At 32.5% G+C, this 14244-nt stretch carries 14 protein-coding genes and 1 pseudogene; 12 read left to right on the forward strand and 3 right to left on the reverse strand.

Going from position 1 to position 14244, the window contains the following annotated elements; all coding sequences use genetic code 11:
- From HMPREF3267_RS12785 to HMPREF3267_RS09215, 9 genes and pseudogenes are all read left to right on the forward strand, one after another.
- Positions 1-189, forward strand: a pseudogene (locus tag HMPREF3267_RS12785) (ribonucleotide-diphosphate reductase subunit beta); the annotation flags it as partial.
- Between the two features lie 368 nt (positions 190-557).
- On the forward strand, positions 558-1535 hold the full coding sequence (locus tag HMPREF3267_RS09180; protein WP_070823847.1) for an ABC transporter permease: 978 nt from the start codon (positions 558-560) through the stop codon (positions 1533-1535).
- Positions 1516-2475 carry an iron chelate uptake ABC transporter family permease subunit gene (locus tag HMPREF3267_RS09185; RefSeq protein ID WP_002459739.1) on the forward strand — a complete coding sequence of 320 codons (960 nt, stop codon included), beginning with the start codon at positions 1516-1518 and terminating at the stop codon, positions 2473-2475. The genes HMPREF3267_RS09180 and HMPREF3267_RS09185 overlap by 20 nt, the downstream gene beginning before the upstream one ends.
- Positions 2472-3254 carry an iron ABC transporter ATP-binding protein gene (locus HMPREF3267_RS09190; RefSeq protein WP_062078655.1) on the forward strand — a complete coding sequence of 261 codons (783 nt, stop codon included), beginning with the start codon at positions 2472-2474 and terminating at the stop codon, positions 3252-3254. The genes HMPREF3267_RS09185 and HMPREF3267_RS09190 overlap by 4 nt, the downstream gene beginning before the upstream one ends.
- A 116-nt stretch (positions 3255-3370) precedes the next feature.
- A complete protein-coding gene (locus HMPREF3267_RS09195; protein WP_037544784.1) occupies positions 3371-4405 on the forward strand; it encodes a ferrated catecholamine ABC transporter substrate-binding lipoprotein SstD in 1035 nt (344 codons plus the stop codon).
- A 560-nt stretch (positions 4406-4965) separates the two neighbouring features.
- Positions 4966-5943, forward strand: a complete 978-nt coding sequence (locus tag HMPREF3267_RS09200; RefSeq protein ID WP_002492143.1) for an ABC transporter permease — start codon at positions 4966-4968, stop codon at positions 5941-5943.
- A complete protein-coding gene (locus HMPREF3267_RS09205) occupies positions 5924-6883 on the forward strand; it encodes an iron chelate uptake ABC transporter family permease subunit (protein WP_062078657.1) in 960 nt (319 codons plus the stop codon). The genes HMPREF3267_RS09200 and HMPREF3267_RS09205 overlap by 20 nt, the downstream gene beginning before the upstream one ends.
- Positions 6880-7662 carry an iron ABC transporter ATP-binding protein gene (locus HMPREF3267_RS09210; protein ID WP_002479350.1) on the forward strand — a complete coding sequence of 261 codons (783 nt, stop codon included), beginning with the start codon at positions 6880-6882 and terminating at the stop codon, positions 7660-7662. Before HMPREF3267_RS09205 ends, HMPREF3267_RS09210 begins: the two co-directional genes overlap by 4 nt.
- Before the next feature lie 113 nt (positions 7663-7775).
- Positions 7776-8816: a ferrated catecholamine ABC transporter substrate-binding lipoprotein SstD gene (locus HMPREF3267_RS09215; RefSeq protein WP_002459733.1), complete on the forward strand. Its 1041-nt coding sequence runs from the start codon at positions 7776-7778 to the stop codon at positions 8814-8816.
- Between the two features lie 495 nt (positions 8817-9311).
- On the opposite strand, the gene HMPREF3267_RS09220 is transcribed toward HMPREF3267_RS09215, so the two are convergent.
- From HMPREF3267_RS09220 to HMPREF3267_RS09230, 3 genes are all read right to left on the reverse strand, one after another.
- Positions 9312-9626, reverse strand: coding sequence for a CHY zinc finger protein (locus tag HMPREF3267_RS09220; RefSeq protein WP_002459732.1), 315 nt, complete (start codon positions 9624-9626; stop codon positions 9312-9314).
- 20 nt (positions 9627-9646) lie between these two features.
- The gene (gene murB / locus HMPREF3267_RS09225) at positions 9647-10573 is read right to left on the reverse strand and encodes a UDP-N-acetylmuramate dehydrogenase (protein ID WP_037540664.1); all 927 of its coding nucleotides are present in this window, start codon (positions 10571-10573) and stop codon (positions 9647-9649) included.
- A gap of 115 nt (positions 10574-10688) precedes the next feature.
- Positions 10689-11219 carry a GrpB family protein gene (locus tag HMPREF3267_RS09230; protein ID WP_002459730.1) on the reverse strand — a complete coding sequence of 177 codons (531 nt, stop codon included), beginning with the start codon at positions 11217-11219 and terminating at the stop codon, positions 10689-10691.
- A gap of 105 nt (positions 11220-11324) precedes the next feature.
- On the opposite strand from HMPREF3267_RS09230, the gene HMPREF3267_RS09235 reads away from it, so the two are divergent.
- The 3 genes from HMPREF3267_RS09235 to HMPREF3267_RS09245 all read left to right on the forward strand — a co-directional run bounded on the left by HMPREF3267_RS09235 (position 11325) and on the right by HMPREF3267_RS09245 (position 14022).
- Positions 11325-12197 (forward strand): EMYY motif lipoprotein, encoded by an 873-nt coding sequence (locus HMPREF3267_RS09235; protein WP_012990938.1) that lies wholly within the window; start codon positions 11325-11327, stop codon positions 12195-12197.
- A 162-nt stretch (positions 12198-12359) separates the two neighbouring features.
- The gene (gene ytxJ / locus HMPREF3267_RS09240) at positions 12360-12680 is read left to right on the forward strand and encodes a bacillithiol system redox-active protein YtxJ (RefSeq protein ID WP_002459728.1); all 321 of its coding nucleotides are present in this window, start codon (positions 12360-12362) and stop codon (positions 12678-12680) included.
- Positions 12681-12906: 226 nt separating this feature from the next.
- Entirely contained in the window at positions 12907-14022 is a 1116-nt protein-coding gene (locus HMPREF3267_RS09245) for a glycerate kinase (RefSeq protein ID WP_062078659.1), read from the forward strand.
- The last annotated feature ends 222 nt before the right edge of the window (positions 14023-14244 follow it).

Genomic DNA, 14244 nt, shown 5'->3' on the forward strand with positions numbered 1-14244 from the left:
GGTAATAAAGCATTATCAAACTTGGGATTTGATCCTTACTTTGAGGAAAAAGATTTTAATCCAATTATTGAAAATGCCTTAGACACAACGACTAAAAATCATGACTTCTTCTCAGTTAAAGGTGATGGCTACACATTAGCATTAAATGTTGAAGCGTTACGTGACGAAGATTTCATTTTTGAAAATTAAAAGATAATAGCAAATAAGATATGCTAATGAACAAACCTGACTAATCGTTGGGTTTGTTTTTTTATGTGAAGCTTCAATACCATGACAATTTGTCAGTTGCATATTAACGTCTAATCAAAACAATCCGCTACTATGGCTGCCAATCATTAATCATAATTTACTCAGCTATTTAAATATCATAATTGTTATAACAAAATAACTAATAGATTTAACCAATTTATCTGTAGTTTTGATTAATATCAAAAATAAAAAAACATATTGAAAAACATATTTATAAACGATAAGATAGTAATAAATGATAATGATTATCATTGTCGAAGGGTTTATCTTCGCGAGCATTTGTAGATTATTGAAGGAGCATGTAGGAAATGAAATTGCTATTAAAAGGCTATACACTGCTTATTTGTTTAGTGATAATGTCAATCATTTCATTGTTTGTTGGCGTTAGCCAATTATCAATTACTGATATCTTTCATTTAACAAAAGAACAGTTAAACATACTGCTTTCGAGCCGTATACCTCGGACAGTAAGTATACTGATTTCTGGTAGTACATTAGCATTAGCTGGCTTAATTATGCAGCAAATGATGCAAAATAAATTTGTTAGTCCCACAACTGCAGGTACGATGGAGTGGGCAAAGCTAGGTATACTTATCTCTCTCGTTTGCTTTCCTCAAGGACATATCTTACTGAAACTTGCTTTTGCCGTTTTATGTAGCCTTTTTGGAACTTTTTTATTTGTAAAATTAATCGAGATGATAAGAGTGAAGGAAGTTATATTTGTACCTTTACTTGGTATTATGTTGGGTGGCATAGTGTCTAGTTTTACGACATTTATTGCTTTAAGAACAAACGCAGTACAGAGCATTGGTAACTGGCTTAATGGGAATTTTGCCATTATCACGAGTGGGCGTTATGAAATTTTATATTTAAGCATTCCACTATTAATCATTACATATATCTTTGCCAATCATTTTACCATTGCTGGTATGGGTAAGGACTTTAGCCACAATTTAGGTGTGAATTATGAACAGATTGTTCGAATTGCATTATTTATTACGGCTAGTATTACAGCACTTGTAGTTGTTACAGTGGGAACACTACCTTTTCTTGGACTTATTGTTCCCAATATCATCTCAATATATCGCGGGGATCATTTGAAAAACGCGCTCCCACATACAATGATGTTAGGCGCATGTTTTGTGTTGTTTTCAGATATCATAGGACGACTGATTGTTTATCAATTTGAAATAAATATTGGCTTAACGATTGGCGTCTTTGGCACAGTGATTTTCCTTGTCTTATTAATGAAAGGTAGGAAAAATTATGCAAATGACTTTGAATAAAAAGCTGTGCGCACTTATTGGTGTCACAGTAATTGCGGCTTTATTCTATTTATTTGTTGGTCTAGATTATGAGATTTTTGACTATCAGTTTCAAAGTCGTTTTCGTAAATTTATTTTAATTATTTTGGTAGGTGGTGCGATTGGTACGTCAGTAGTTGTCTTTCAAGCAATTACGAGAAATCGCTTGTTGACACCTTCAATTATGGGACTGGATAGTGTCTATTTATTTGCCAAAGTTATACCAATCTTTTTATTAGGTGCACAATCACAATTTGTGACGAATATTTATTTAAACTTTGCACTCACTCTCGTGGGAATGGTGTTATTTGCCTTAATCTTGTTTCAGTTTATGTTTAAAGTGGGCAATTTCTCAGTTTATTTTATTCTGCTAGTTGGCGTTATTTTAGGGACATTTTTTAGAAGTATTACAAGCTTTATTCAGTTAATTATGGATCCTGATTCATTTTTAGCAGTACAAAGTGCGATGTTTGCAAATTTTGATGCATCTAATTCTAATTTAGTCATTGGCTCAGCTATTTTATTGTGCACGCTAGTCATTGTTATCATTGTTATTTTACCTTATTTAGATGTCTTACTGCTTGGCAGGGCACAAGCAATGAACTTAGGTGTAAATTATTCAAGGGTAACACGATTGTTGCTTATTCTAGTGGCTTTATTAGTTTCTATATCTACGGCTCTTGTTGGTCCTATTACTTTTCTAGGATTACTAACGGTAAATTTGGCACATGAATTTATGAAAACTTTTCAACATAAATATATTTTACCAGCTACCATATTGATGGGGTGGATAAGCTTGTTTGTTGCACAATGGATAGTTGAAAACTTATTTGAAGCGACTACTGAAGTCAGTCTTATCATCGATCTCATTGGAGGTAGTTATTTTATCTACTTATTAATAAAAAGGAGAAATACAAATTGATCCGGATAAAAAATATGACGCAATCGATTCAAGGTAAAGCAATATTAAAAGATATATCAGTTGATATTCAAAAGGGCCGTCTAACATCACTTATCGGACCTAATGGTGCTGGAAAAAGCACCTTGTTATCAGCGATTAGTCGAATTATCGAACACGATAGCGGTGCAATAGAATTAGAGGATATTGATATTGCTGCATATAGAAAAAATCTTTTAGCACAGAAATTAAGTATATTAAAGCAAACAAACCATACTGACATGAACATCACTGTAGAACAACTTGTCAATTTTGGACGATTTCCATATTCAAAAGGTCGAATGAAAGAAGCTGACTATGAACAAGTCGATTATGCAATAAATTTATTACATTTAGAAGATATACGTCAGCGAGACTTAAAAACATTATCTGGTGGACAACGACAACGTGCATATATTGCAATGACCATTGCTCAAAATACTGACTACATATTATTAGATGAACCTTTAAATAATTTGGATATGAAACACTCAGTTCAAATAATGCAAACACTGCGTCGGTTATGTCGTGAATTAAATAAAACGATTGTTATTGTCCTACATGATATTAACTTTGCCTCTTGCTATTCTGATAACATTATTGCCTTAAAAGATGGTGAATTAGTTAAAGCTGATGAAAAGGATGCCGTAATTCAAAAAGAGGTATTACAAGAACTTTATGATATGAATGTTGCGATTGAAAGTATTAAAGGACAACGAATTTGTCTTTATTTTGATGAACAATTAGTAGAAGATGTCACTTAATTATCAATACTAGAGCAAAATAAGGAGGGGATACCATTGAAGTATTAAGCTTTAATCATTAAAAATAGCTTTATAATTCAACAATAAATATTAAAACGTTAGGAGTTATATATAAAATGAAAAAAACAGTTTTATTTTTAATCTTAAGTTTAGTCTTAGTGCTAGCTGCATGTGGTAATCAATCTAAAGATTCAGAAACAAAGAGTGGCGAATCAAAAGGCACAGTGAAAATTAATAATAATTTTGAAGCACAAGGCGATAAAAGAGATGGTAGTGACGCTAAAAAAGTAAAAAACACAGTAAAAGTTCCTAAAAATCCTAAAAAAGCTATTGTTTTAGATTACGGTGCGCTCGATACATTAAAAGAATTTGGTGTAGAAGATCAAATTAAAGGTTTGCCGAAAGGTGAAAATAATGCTTCATTACCAAAATTTTTAGATGAATTTAAATCAGATAAATACGAGAATACAGGTAACTTAAAAGAAGTTAATTTTGATAAAATTGCTGCGGCTAAACCAGATGTCATTTATATTTCTGGAAGAACAGCAAGCCAAAAGAATTTAGATGAATTTAAAAAGGCAGCACCAAAAGCGAAAGTTGTTTATGTTGGTGCTAGTGAGAAAAATTATGTGAATGACATGAAAAAAGTAACAACAAATTTAGGTAAAATCTACAATAAAGAAGACAAAGCAAAAGATTTAAACAAAAAATTAGACGATAAGATTGCTGACGTCAAAACTAAAGCAAAAAAAGTAAATAAATCAACAATGTATTTATTAGTAAATGAGGGAGAGTTATCAACATTCGGTCCTGGTGGACGTTTTGGTGGCTTAATCTTTGACACATTAGGATTTAAACCAGCAGATAAAGATGTTAAACCAAGCCCACATGGTCAAAATGTAAATAATGAATATATAACTAAGAAAGATCCTGAAATTATTTTAGCGATGGATAGAGGTTCTGTTGTTGGTGGTAAATCAACTGCTAAACAAGTGTTAGGTAATGATGTCATTAAAGATGTTAAAGCAGTCAAAGAAGATAATGTCTTTGAATTAGATCCAAAATTATGGTACTTCAGTTCTGGTTCAACTTCTACAACAATTAAACAAATTGATGAGCTAAATAAAGTATTAGATAAAGCACAAAAATAATTATCCATAATGGTTGAAGTGGGGATATCATTCCTAGAAAAATTAGCCAGTAAATGAGTTTTCTTATAAATTCATTTACTGGCTGTTCTATTTACAATAATTTGTAATATTGGTTTGCTTTCTTACGAGTCTATACCTTCAGCTAATCTTGAATATCATGTGCTTTGTCACATGAGTCGTAACAATTTGTCCAGACGTTGTATCATAGCGTCCTAAAATGCTTATATATCTACATTCATTCTGAATTTACTCAATCTGAGTTGATGAGTGATATTTTGACTTTTGCTCGAGTGTCAGTTTGATGAATAAACAAGGGGCAGGAGGACTTGACTTAGTCATAATAGGTCTTCATTTAAGAAAAATAATAAAGTGGGCAGACAATTGGTTGAAGGCATTTACGTCCACTTTTTTAATTAAATACAACAGGTTTTCTATAAATATAAGTATAAATTTCAGAATATTCTAAAATAAGTATTGCCAAATAAGGTAGTGGGCGATAATATAATAAATGATAATGATTATCATTATCGCATTCAATATATACGTTGGGGTTAATGAAAATGAAATTTTTATTGAAAAGCTATGTGTTAGTGACCCTTGTCATCATCTTAACTATCGTGTCGTTATTTGTCGGTGTGAGTAAACTTGCTTTAACGGATATTTTTCATCTGTCTTCAGAACAGATAAATATTTTGATTTCAAGTCGTATACCACGAACCGTGAGTATTTTAATCTCTGGTAGTTCTATAGCACTAGCAGGTTTAATGATGCAACATATGATGCAAAATAAATTTGTGAGTCCAACGACGGCCGGAACTATGGAATGGGCAAAATTAGGTATTTTAATCTCACTTACTGTCTTTCCTGAAAGTCCAATTATGTTAAAACTATTGTTTGCAGTAGGTTGCAGCTTAATTGGTACTGCTTTGTTTGTAAAATTAGTATCCCTTATACAGGTGAAAGAAGTTATTTTTATACCGTTGCTTGGCATTATGTTAGGTGGTATTGTGTCTAGTTTTACAACGTTTATTGCGTTAAGGACCAATGCGGTACAAAGTATAGGTAATTGGCTAAATGGTAATTTTGCCATTATTACAAGTGGACGTTATGAAGTGTTATATTTAAGTATTCCACTTTTAATAGTGACTTATGCGTTTGCACAGTATTTTACAATTGTCGGTATGGGTAAAGAATTTAGTCATAATTTGGGAGTGAATTATGAATTAATGGTTAATATCGCGCTTTTTATTACTGCAACGATGACTGCCTTAGTCGTTGTAACTGTCGGTACGTTACCATTTTTAGGCTTAATCGTTCCTAATATTATCTCTATTTATAGAGGAGATCATTTAAAGAATACCTTGCCACATACGATGTTATTAGGCGCTTGTTTTGTGCTTATTTCTGATATTATTGGTCGTTTAATCGTTTTTCCATATGAAATCAATATTGGGTTAACAATAGGTGTCTTTGGAACCATTATCTTTTTAATCCTATTAATGAAAGGTAGGAAAAATTATGCTAATGAGCTTGAATAAAAAATTAATCCTACTGATTGGAATTACGATAATTGCTGCAATATTTTATTTGTTTGTTGGTTTAGACCCTGATATTTTTGATTATCAATTTCAAAGTCGTTTACGTAAAGCGCTTTTAATTTTATTGGTTGGTGGTTCAATTGGTACAGCAGTGGTATTATTTCAAGCTATTACGCGAAATCGTTTATTAACACCTTCTATCATGGGTTTGGATTCTGTATATCTATTTGTCAAAGTTTTACCAGTATTTTTATTTGGTATACAATCTGAGATTCAAACAAACATCTATCTTAACTTTGCGATCACACTCATGACAATGGTTGTGTTTTCATTAATATTATTTGAAGGTATTTTCAAATTAGGTCACTTTTCAGTTTATTTCATTCTGTTGGTTGGCTTTGTTTTAGGAACCTTTTTCCGTAGTATTACGAATTTCATTCAACTAATCATGGATCCTGATGCATTTTTAGCTGTTCAAAGTGCGATGTTCGCTAATTTTAATGGTTCTAATACGACATTAGTTTGGCTATCAGGCGTCTTTCTTATTGTGCTTGTAGTAGTTGCGTATAGAAGTGCAGCATACTTAGATGTACTACTTCTAGGTAGAGCACAAGCAATTAACCTAGGTATTAATTATGAACGTGTGATCCGTGGTGTACTCATTTTGGTATGTATGTTGGTATCTATTTCAACTGCATTAGTTGGACCAATCACTTTTTTAGGTCTATTAACAGTAAACCTTGCACATGAATATATGCGTACTTACAAACATAAAATATTGATTCCAGTAACAATATGTTTAAGTTGGATTGGCTTATTCGTTGCAGAATGGATCGTTGAAAACTTATTTGATGCTACGTCAGAAGTCAGCATTATTATTGATTTAGTTGGTGGTAGTTACTTTATTTATCTTTTAATGAAAAGGAGACAGTCGTCATGATTGAAGTGAAAAACGTAACGCAATCTATACAAGGGAAAGAGATTTTACATGATATTACAGTGACAATTCAACGTGGAAAATTAACTTCATTAATCGGTCCCAATGGCGCTGGGAAAAGTACATTATTATCAGCGATAAGTCGAATTGTTAAGCATGATCAAGGTGAAATTGTCATAGAAGGTCATGCAATCAAAGACTTTAATCATAACGACTTAGCAAAAAAGTTAAGCATATTAAAGCAATCAAACCATACGGATATGAATATTACAGTTGAGCAGTTAGTTCAGTTTGGACGTTTTCCGTATTGTAAAGGGCGCTTAAATAAAGACGATATGGAGCATGTGGAATCAGCCATTAAATTATTAAATTTACAACACATTCGAGACCGTAATATAAAAGCATTGTCAGGTGGGCAACGACAACGTGCCTATATCGCAATGACAATTGCTCAAGACACGGATTATATTTTATTAGATGAACCACTTAATAACTTAGATATGAAACATTCAGTACAAATTATGCAAACGTTAAAACGCCTATGCCGTGATTTTAATAAAACAATCGTCATCGTCTTACATGACATTAATTTTGCATCATGTTATTCAGATTATATTATTGCATTGAAAGATGGTTATGTAATAAAAGAGGGCGTTAAAGATCAAGTTATCGACAGCCATATATTGAATCGATTATATGATATGTCAGTTGCGATTGAAGAAATTAGAGGACAAAAAATTTGTCTTTATTTTAATAATGATGACTTACTTTCTAAAATATAGTAATCATAAAATTTATAGTGGGAGGGGTACCTATGACTTAATCTAATAGAACTAAAGACGACAGAATGCAAACAAGACGTGAAATTTATTGTATTAAAAGGAGAAATACAGCTATGAGAAAAAGCATCTTATTTTTAATTTTGAGTATTGTCTTAGTATTAGCGGCATGTGGTAAAGATAGTGGAAATAAAAGCTCAGATGCTAAGTCATCAAATACAAAAGACACTGTTAAAATAGTTAACAATTATAAAGCACGCGGAGAGAAACAAGATGGTAGTGATGCTAAAACAATTAAAGACACAGTAGAAGTGCCTAAAAATCCAAAACGTGCAGTTGTATTTGATTATGCTGCAGTGGATTTGATGAAAGCATTTGGTGTGCAAGATACGATTAAAGCGTTACCTAAAGGTGAAGGTGTGTCATCAGTACCACAATTTTTATCAGAATTTAAAGATGATAAATACATCAACACTGGTAAAATGAAAGAAGTTAATTTTGATAGAGTCGCACAAGCAAAACCAGATGTCATTTATATTTCTGGACGTACGGCAAGTCAAAAAAACTTAGATGAATTTAAAAAAGCAGCGCCGAATGCCAAAATTGTTTATGTAGGTTCTAGTGAAAAAAATTATTTACAAGATATGAAAAAAGTAACTACAGATTTAGGTAAAATTTACGGTAAAGAAGATAAAGCCAAAGCATTAAATGACGAATTAGATAAAAAAATTGCAGATACGAAAAAACGTACAGCAAAAACAGATAAATCATTGATGTATCTATTAGTAAATGAAGGTGAATTATCAACATTTGGTCCAGGTGGACGCTTTGGTGATTTACTATTTAACACATTAGGATTTAAACCGGCAGATCAACATGTTAAAGCAAGTCCACATGGTCAAAATATTAATAATGAATATATAACTTCAAAAGATCCTGATATTATTTTAGCTATGGATAGAGGTTCAGTTGTTAGCGGTAAATCATCAGCCAAACAGGTACTAAAAAATGATGTTATTAAACATGTTAAAGCTATCAAATCAGGTCATGTATATGAAGTTGATCCTAAATTATGGTACTTTAGTGCTGGTGGTACAACAACAACGATTAAACAAATCGAGGCCTTAAACCATATATTAGATCAAGTAGAAAAATAAAAATGACTATAAAGGTATCCTAAATTTCAAGACATCTTGTTTAGCTAATGTATAACCAATAATATCTGGAATTTAAATCAATTCCAATTTAAACAAAAACGACAATTTCTATTGAAATAAAATAGAGATTGCCGTTTTTTGTTATTGATGCCATCATTTTTTGTAAAATTAAGATTGTCTTGTTATGTGATTTTAAATTTTCATTCTCGCTTACATTGAGTATTTATAAAATGATGCGATTGATTTGTATGAAAGTACTTTGTTAATTTGATTAAGTGATAAATGGGGAGCGGGACAACATTTATAATGAATTCATAGTCCCGCCTTGGCAAGGTTGACTAGGATTGAAATAAACTTGGTATCAGCGTATTTTCAATCCAGTCAACTATGGCCAATATTTAGTTCATAGCTTAAAAATTAATAATGTTCCAGATTCTTATCTGAGTGATACAGTTTTAATATTCAATTTGTTAAGCAACAGAGGGATATAAAGCCTTATATTACGAAATACAAATGATAATGAAATTTACAACGATTATTAAAGTGGGCGCTACATTGTGGACAGTTTTCAATCAACATATATTTATTAATTGTCATTTCATGCCGACACACGCCACACATTACTGCCTTAATATCAAATTCGTGTTCAGGCCAGCGTTCAATTTCATGAAGCTCATGCTCATTATGGCATTGATAGCACGGGTAATATTTTTGGCAGCATTTGAATTTAATTGCAATAATGTCTAATTGTGTATGATAGTGAATGCATCTTGTTTCATGATCTACAATTGAACCGTATACAATTGGCATAATAAGGTCACCTCGACATTTTAATGTTTGTCAGGAGGATCACCAATAATACGTACTTCACGGTGCAACTCTACATCAAATTTTTCTTTGACCACTTGTTGAACATGATGAATTAAATTTTCATAATCTGTGGCAGTGCCATTATCTACGTTAACCATAAAGCCAGCGTGCTTTTTAGACACTTCAACACCACCAATTCTATGACCTTGAAGATTAGAATCTTGGATCAACTTACCAGCAAAATGTCCTGGTGGACGTTGGAAAACACTGCCGCAAGAAGGATATTCTAATGGCTGTTTACTTTCACGACGTTCAGTTAAATCGTCCATTTTAGCTTGTATATCATCTAATTGTCCTGGCGCTAAAGTAAAAGCAGCTTCTAGTACAACTAAATGTTGTTGTTGCACAATACTGTTTCGATAATCAAGTTCTAATTCTTGGTTGGTAAATTTAAGTAAATCACCCTGCTCATTTACACATAGAGCGTAATCGATGCAATCTTTAACTTCCCCACCATAAGCACCAGCGTTCATATAGACAGCGCCGCCAATGGAACCAGGAATACCGCAAGCAAATTCTAGACCAGTTAGAGCATGATCTCTTGCAGCTTTAGATACATCAATAATCGCTGCACCACTACCAGCAATAATGGCATCATCAGAAACAGCAATATGGTTTAATGACAACAAACTAATGACAATGCCACGAATACCTCCTTCACGAATGATAATGTTTGAACCATTACCTAAATATGTAACTGGAATATCATGCTGTCTTGCATAGCGAACTATGGCTTGAACTTCTTCGTTCTTAGTTGGAGATAAATAAAAATCAGCATTACCGCCCGTTTTAGTATAAGTGTAATGCTTAAGTGGCTCGTTTATTTTGATAATGTCACGTGGTACGAGCTTCTGTAAATCCGTTAAGATGTCTTCCTGACTCAAAATAAGTACATCCTTTCCTTACTTCTATAATCTAATGTTTATTATAGCAACTTTATAATTGAATTGCTTGAAAAATAGACGCTACTTTTAGCATATAATTACAGAAATCTACCTACACTTATAACTTGTAATTTCTATGTTGAGTCATATGTATAAAAAATGCCTCTTTTTGCGCTTCATAACTTCTAATGCTTGTTTGTTGTGAGATAATCTGTTCTTTATAGCTAGCAAATTGTGTTGCAAATGAAATATCTGTCTCTAATAAATGGTCAATTGTTTGATATTGCTTGAAAATAGGGTGAGACATCTGAATAATATGTAGACGACTGATTTGTTTTAATTCAGTCAAATTATTAAATTGAGCCATCATCACTTTTTTATGATAAGCATGATGCAAACGATAGAATCCAACATAGTTTAATCTTTTTTCATCTAAAGCAGTAATTTGATGTAAATTTTCTACGCCTACTAAAATATCTAAAATAGGTTCAGTAGGGTACTTCATATGGCGTGTGCCACCAATATGCTGTGTGAATTGAACGGGTGAATCAAGTAATTGAAATAATATTTCTTTCGTTTGTTTGTACCGATGAGCAAAATCGTTTAACATTTGAGTATCTTGTATGAATGGTTGGACTTGTGCGTACATGGCGAGCTCCCCTGGCTTGTAAAGTCAAATTCTGCCATAATATAACATAATTTATTTTCTTTATAAATAGCTTTCTGTATAATGTTTGTTGATAGGAGTGCAAATATGAGAAAATTTACCGTTATTTCTATTATCTTATGCTGTTTATTGCTCGTTTCATGTAGCAACGATAAACAATCTGCAGCCAAGCAATTTGAAAAAGACTTAGCACCTGCAGAAGCTAAACAAGAAGATGTTGAAAAAGTGATGGATAGCATCCAATTAAAACAAATCGAACAATTAAGTAATACTGATACAACCGATAAAAATAAAAAGGATTTTGAAATATTACAAAAAGATATGCATCGACATCTTTTGCCTACATTTGAAAAATATGAAAAATTAGCGAAATCCACCCCAGCAAAGACTAAAGAAGCCAAAACATTAAAGAAAGATTACTTAGCGACAGTTAAACAGAAACGCGCTAAAATAAATGAATTAATGGATTTCATAGAATTGTGTAATAAATCTATAAAAGCCAATGAAGAGATTTTAGACTATACAAAAGTATTTGAGAAGAAACGTTCTAAAGTTGAAGAAGATATAAAAAATGCTCAAAATCAAGAAGATGCCAAGCAATTAACGCTAAAACTAGAAAATAACAACGAGGACTTAAAGAATGCTGCCAAAAAATATTTGAATAATAGTCAAAAAGCACATCCAGAAGACGAGGTAGATCGTCATATTATTCCATTAATTAAAAAGCAAATTCTAGATATTAATCAAACGAATATTACTGACAAAAATGTCAATAGTGCACGTAAAAATGCCATTGAAATGTATTATAGTTTACAAAATTACTACGAAACGCGTGTCACTACAATTAAGTTAAGTAATCAAATTAAAAAAATTAATGTTGAGCAACTGCCGAAAGAGGGTAAAGACCTAAGTAAACTTGATGACGACTTTTATCAAAGATTAAAGCAGAAACAGCATTAAGTTGTTATATTACATTATTAATATATGCAAATTAATAAATATTGGTTAACAACATCTTATATAATGTGTATAATTGAACCCACTGAGTAGTTTAATCGAGTAATTAATGAAAATGAAATCAATGAACTTACACAAAATGATAAAATTTTAGAGGTGAATAGAATGGCTATAAAGCTGAGTTCGATTGACCAGTTTGAGCAGGTACTAGAAGACAATAAATACGTATTTGTATTGAAACACAGTAACACATGTCCAATATCTGCAAATGCTTATGATCAGTTCAATAAGTTTTTATATGAAAGAGATATGGACGGTTATTATTTAATTGTGCAAGAAGAAAGAAAATTATCTGATTATATTGCTGACAAAACACAAGTGAAACACGAATCACCACAAGCGTTTTATTTTGTTGATGGCAAAGCGGTGTGGAATGCGAGTCATCGAGATATTAACGTGTCCTCTTTAGCTCAAGCAGAAGAATAATAAATTTGAAGTTATAGCAATCTAAAATGTAGTTAAACGATAAAAATGATACTTCGGGGCGGGAAGATAAAGTCATAACCGACTTTTACCCGCTCTTTTTCTTATAATATGAAAAAAGATGGTATGCTATGTATAATGGACGTTGATAATAAATATTAATCATGTTAGATGAGAAACGAAAGTGATTGACATACAGATTTTGAAAGAATTAATGAGGTGATTGTTGATGAGAGTATTAGTAGCTATGGATGAATTTAAAGATATCATTTCAAGTTATCAGGCAAACCGTTATGTAGAAGAAGCGGTTGCCAGTGAAATTAGTGATGCAGATATTGTACAAGTCCCATTATTTAATGGACGTCATGAACTTATGGACTCGGTTTTTTTATGGCAATCAGGCACTAAATATCGACTTAATGTACACGATGCGGATATGAATGAGGTTGAAAGTGTATATGGGCAAACAGAGCAAGGAACGACAGTTATAGAAGGTAGCTTATTTGTAAAAGGGAAAAAGCCAATTACTGCACGAACAAGTTATGGGCTCGGTGAAATGATAAATACTGCGCTAGATAATGGCTCAAAACATCTTGTTATCTCACTAGGAGGACTCGATTGCTTTGATGGTGGCATCGGCATGCTTCAAGCGTTAGGGGCAACGTTTTATGATGATGAGGCACAGCCGCTTGATGTAACAAAAGGTGCACAAATAATTAAATATATTAGACATATGGATTTGACAGCTGTTAATGATAAACTTGCAGAAGTGAACATTCAAGTTATGTCTGATTTTTCAAGCAGACTATATGGTAAGAATAGTGAAATAATGCAATCATATCAAACACTAGGAATCTCTAGAGAAACAGCAGTTGAAGTGGATAATTTGATTTGGTACTTAGGGGAACTTATTAAAAATGAATTAAAAATAGCAATTGGCCCAATAGAACGTGGTGGTGCCGGTGGAGGGATAGCTGGTATCTTGAAAGGTTTATATGATGCCGAAATTGTAACGAGTCACGAACTTGTTGATCAAATTACACATTTAGATCAGTTAATTGAGCAAGCAGACTTAATTATTTTTGGAGAAGGCTTGAAAGAAGAAGATCGTCTAATGGAAACTACAACGATTCGTATTGCAGAACTTGCAGAAAAGCATCAAAAACCAGCGATAGCTATTTGTGCAACAAGCGATAAATTTGATTTATTTGCGAACTATCATGTGACAGCCATGTTTAACACATTTATAGATATGCCCGAATCGGTTACAGATTTTAAAATGGGTGTTCAGCTACGTCACTACGTCGTACAGGCATTAAAATTGTTAAAAGTTCAGTTAAATTAAACATAATAGATAAAAATTGAGAGAGGCTGGGACATAAATCTCAGAAAAACAGCAGTAAGATCATTTTCAATTAGAAAATATCTTGCTGCTGTTCTCTATTTTCACAATACTTCGTATTGAATGGCTTCGCTTTCCTAGGGTGCCGTCTCAGCACCCCAACTTGCTTTGATCGACGAAATACTTTTCGTATTTCTCTCTGTTGGGGCCCCTGTCTTCGACTGG

The organism is Staphylococcus sp. HMSC62D11 (assembly GCF_001839145.1).
Lineage (GTDB): Bacteria > Bacillota > Bacilli > Staphylococcales > Staphylococcaceae > Staphylococcus > Staphylococcus lugdunensis.

What these genes read in the sequence shown, in the direction of transcription:
- HMPREF3267_RS09180 (WP_070823847.1), top strand. Translation starts at nt 558, where the DNA reads ATGAAATTGCTATTAAAAGGCTATACACTGCTTATTTGTTTAGTGATA.
- HMPREF3267_RS09185 (WP_002459739.1), top strand. Translation starts at nt 1,516, where the DNA reads ATGCAAATGACTTTGAATAAAAAGCTGTGCGCACTTATTGGTGTCACA.
- HMPREF3267_RS09195 (WP_037544784.1), top strand. Translation starts at nt 3,371, where the DNA reads ATGAAAAAAACAGTTTTATTTTTAATCTTAAGTTTAGTCTTAGTGCTA.
- HMPREF3267_RS09200 (WP_002492143.1), top strand. Translation starts at nt 4,966, where the DNA reads ATGAAATTTTTATTGAAAAGCTATGTGTTAGTGACCCTTGTCATCATC.
- HMPREF3267_RS09205 (WP_062078657.1), top strand. Translation starts at nt 5,924, where the DNA reads ATGCTAATGAGCTTGAATAAAAAATTAATCCTACTGATTGGAATTACG.
- HMPREF3267_RS09210 (WP_002479350.1), top strand. Translation starts at nt 6,880, where the DNA reads ATGATTGAAGTGAAAAACGTAACGCAATCTATACAAGGGAAAGAGATT.
- HMPREF3267_RS09215 (WP_002459733.1), top strand. Translation starts at nt 7,776, where the DNA reads ATGAGAAAAAGCATCTTATTTTTAATTTTGAGTATTGTCTTAGTATTA.
- HMPREF3267_RS09220 (WP_002459732.1), bottom strand. Translation starts at nt 9,626, where the DNA reads ATGCCAATTGTATACGGTTCAATTGTAGATCATGAAACAAGATGCATT.
- HMPREF3267_RS09230 (WP_002459730.1), bottom strand. Translation starts at nt 11,219, where the DNA reads ATGTACGCACAAGTCCAACCATTCATACAAGATACTCAAATGTTAAAC.
- HMPREF3267_RS09235 (WP_012990938.1), top strand. Translation starts at nt 11,325, where the DNA reads ATGAGAAAATTTACCGTTATTTCTATTATCTTATGCTGTTTATTGCTC.
- ytxJ (WP_002459728.1), top strand. Translation starts at nt 12,360, where the DNA reads ATGGCTATAAAGCTGAGTTCGATTGACCAGTTTGAGCAGGTACTAGAA.
- HMPREF3267_RS09245 (WP_062078659.1), top strand. Translation starts at nt 12,907, where the DNA reads ATGAGAGTATTAGTAGCTATGGATGAATTTAAAGATATCATTTCAAGT.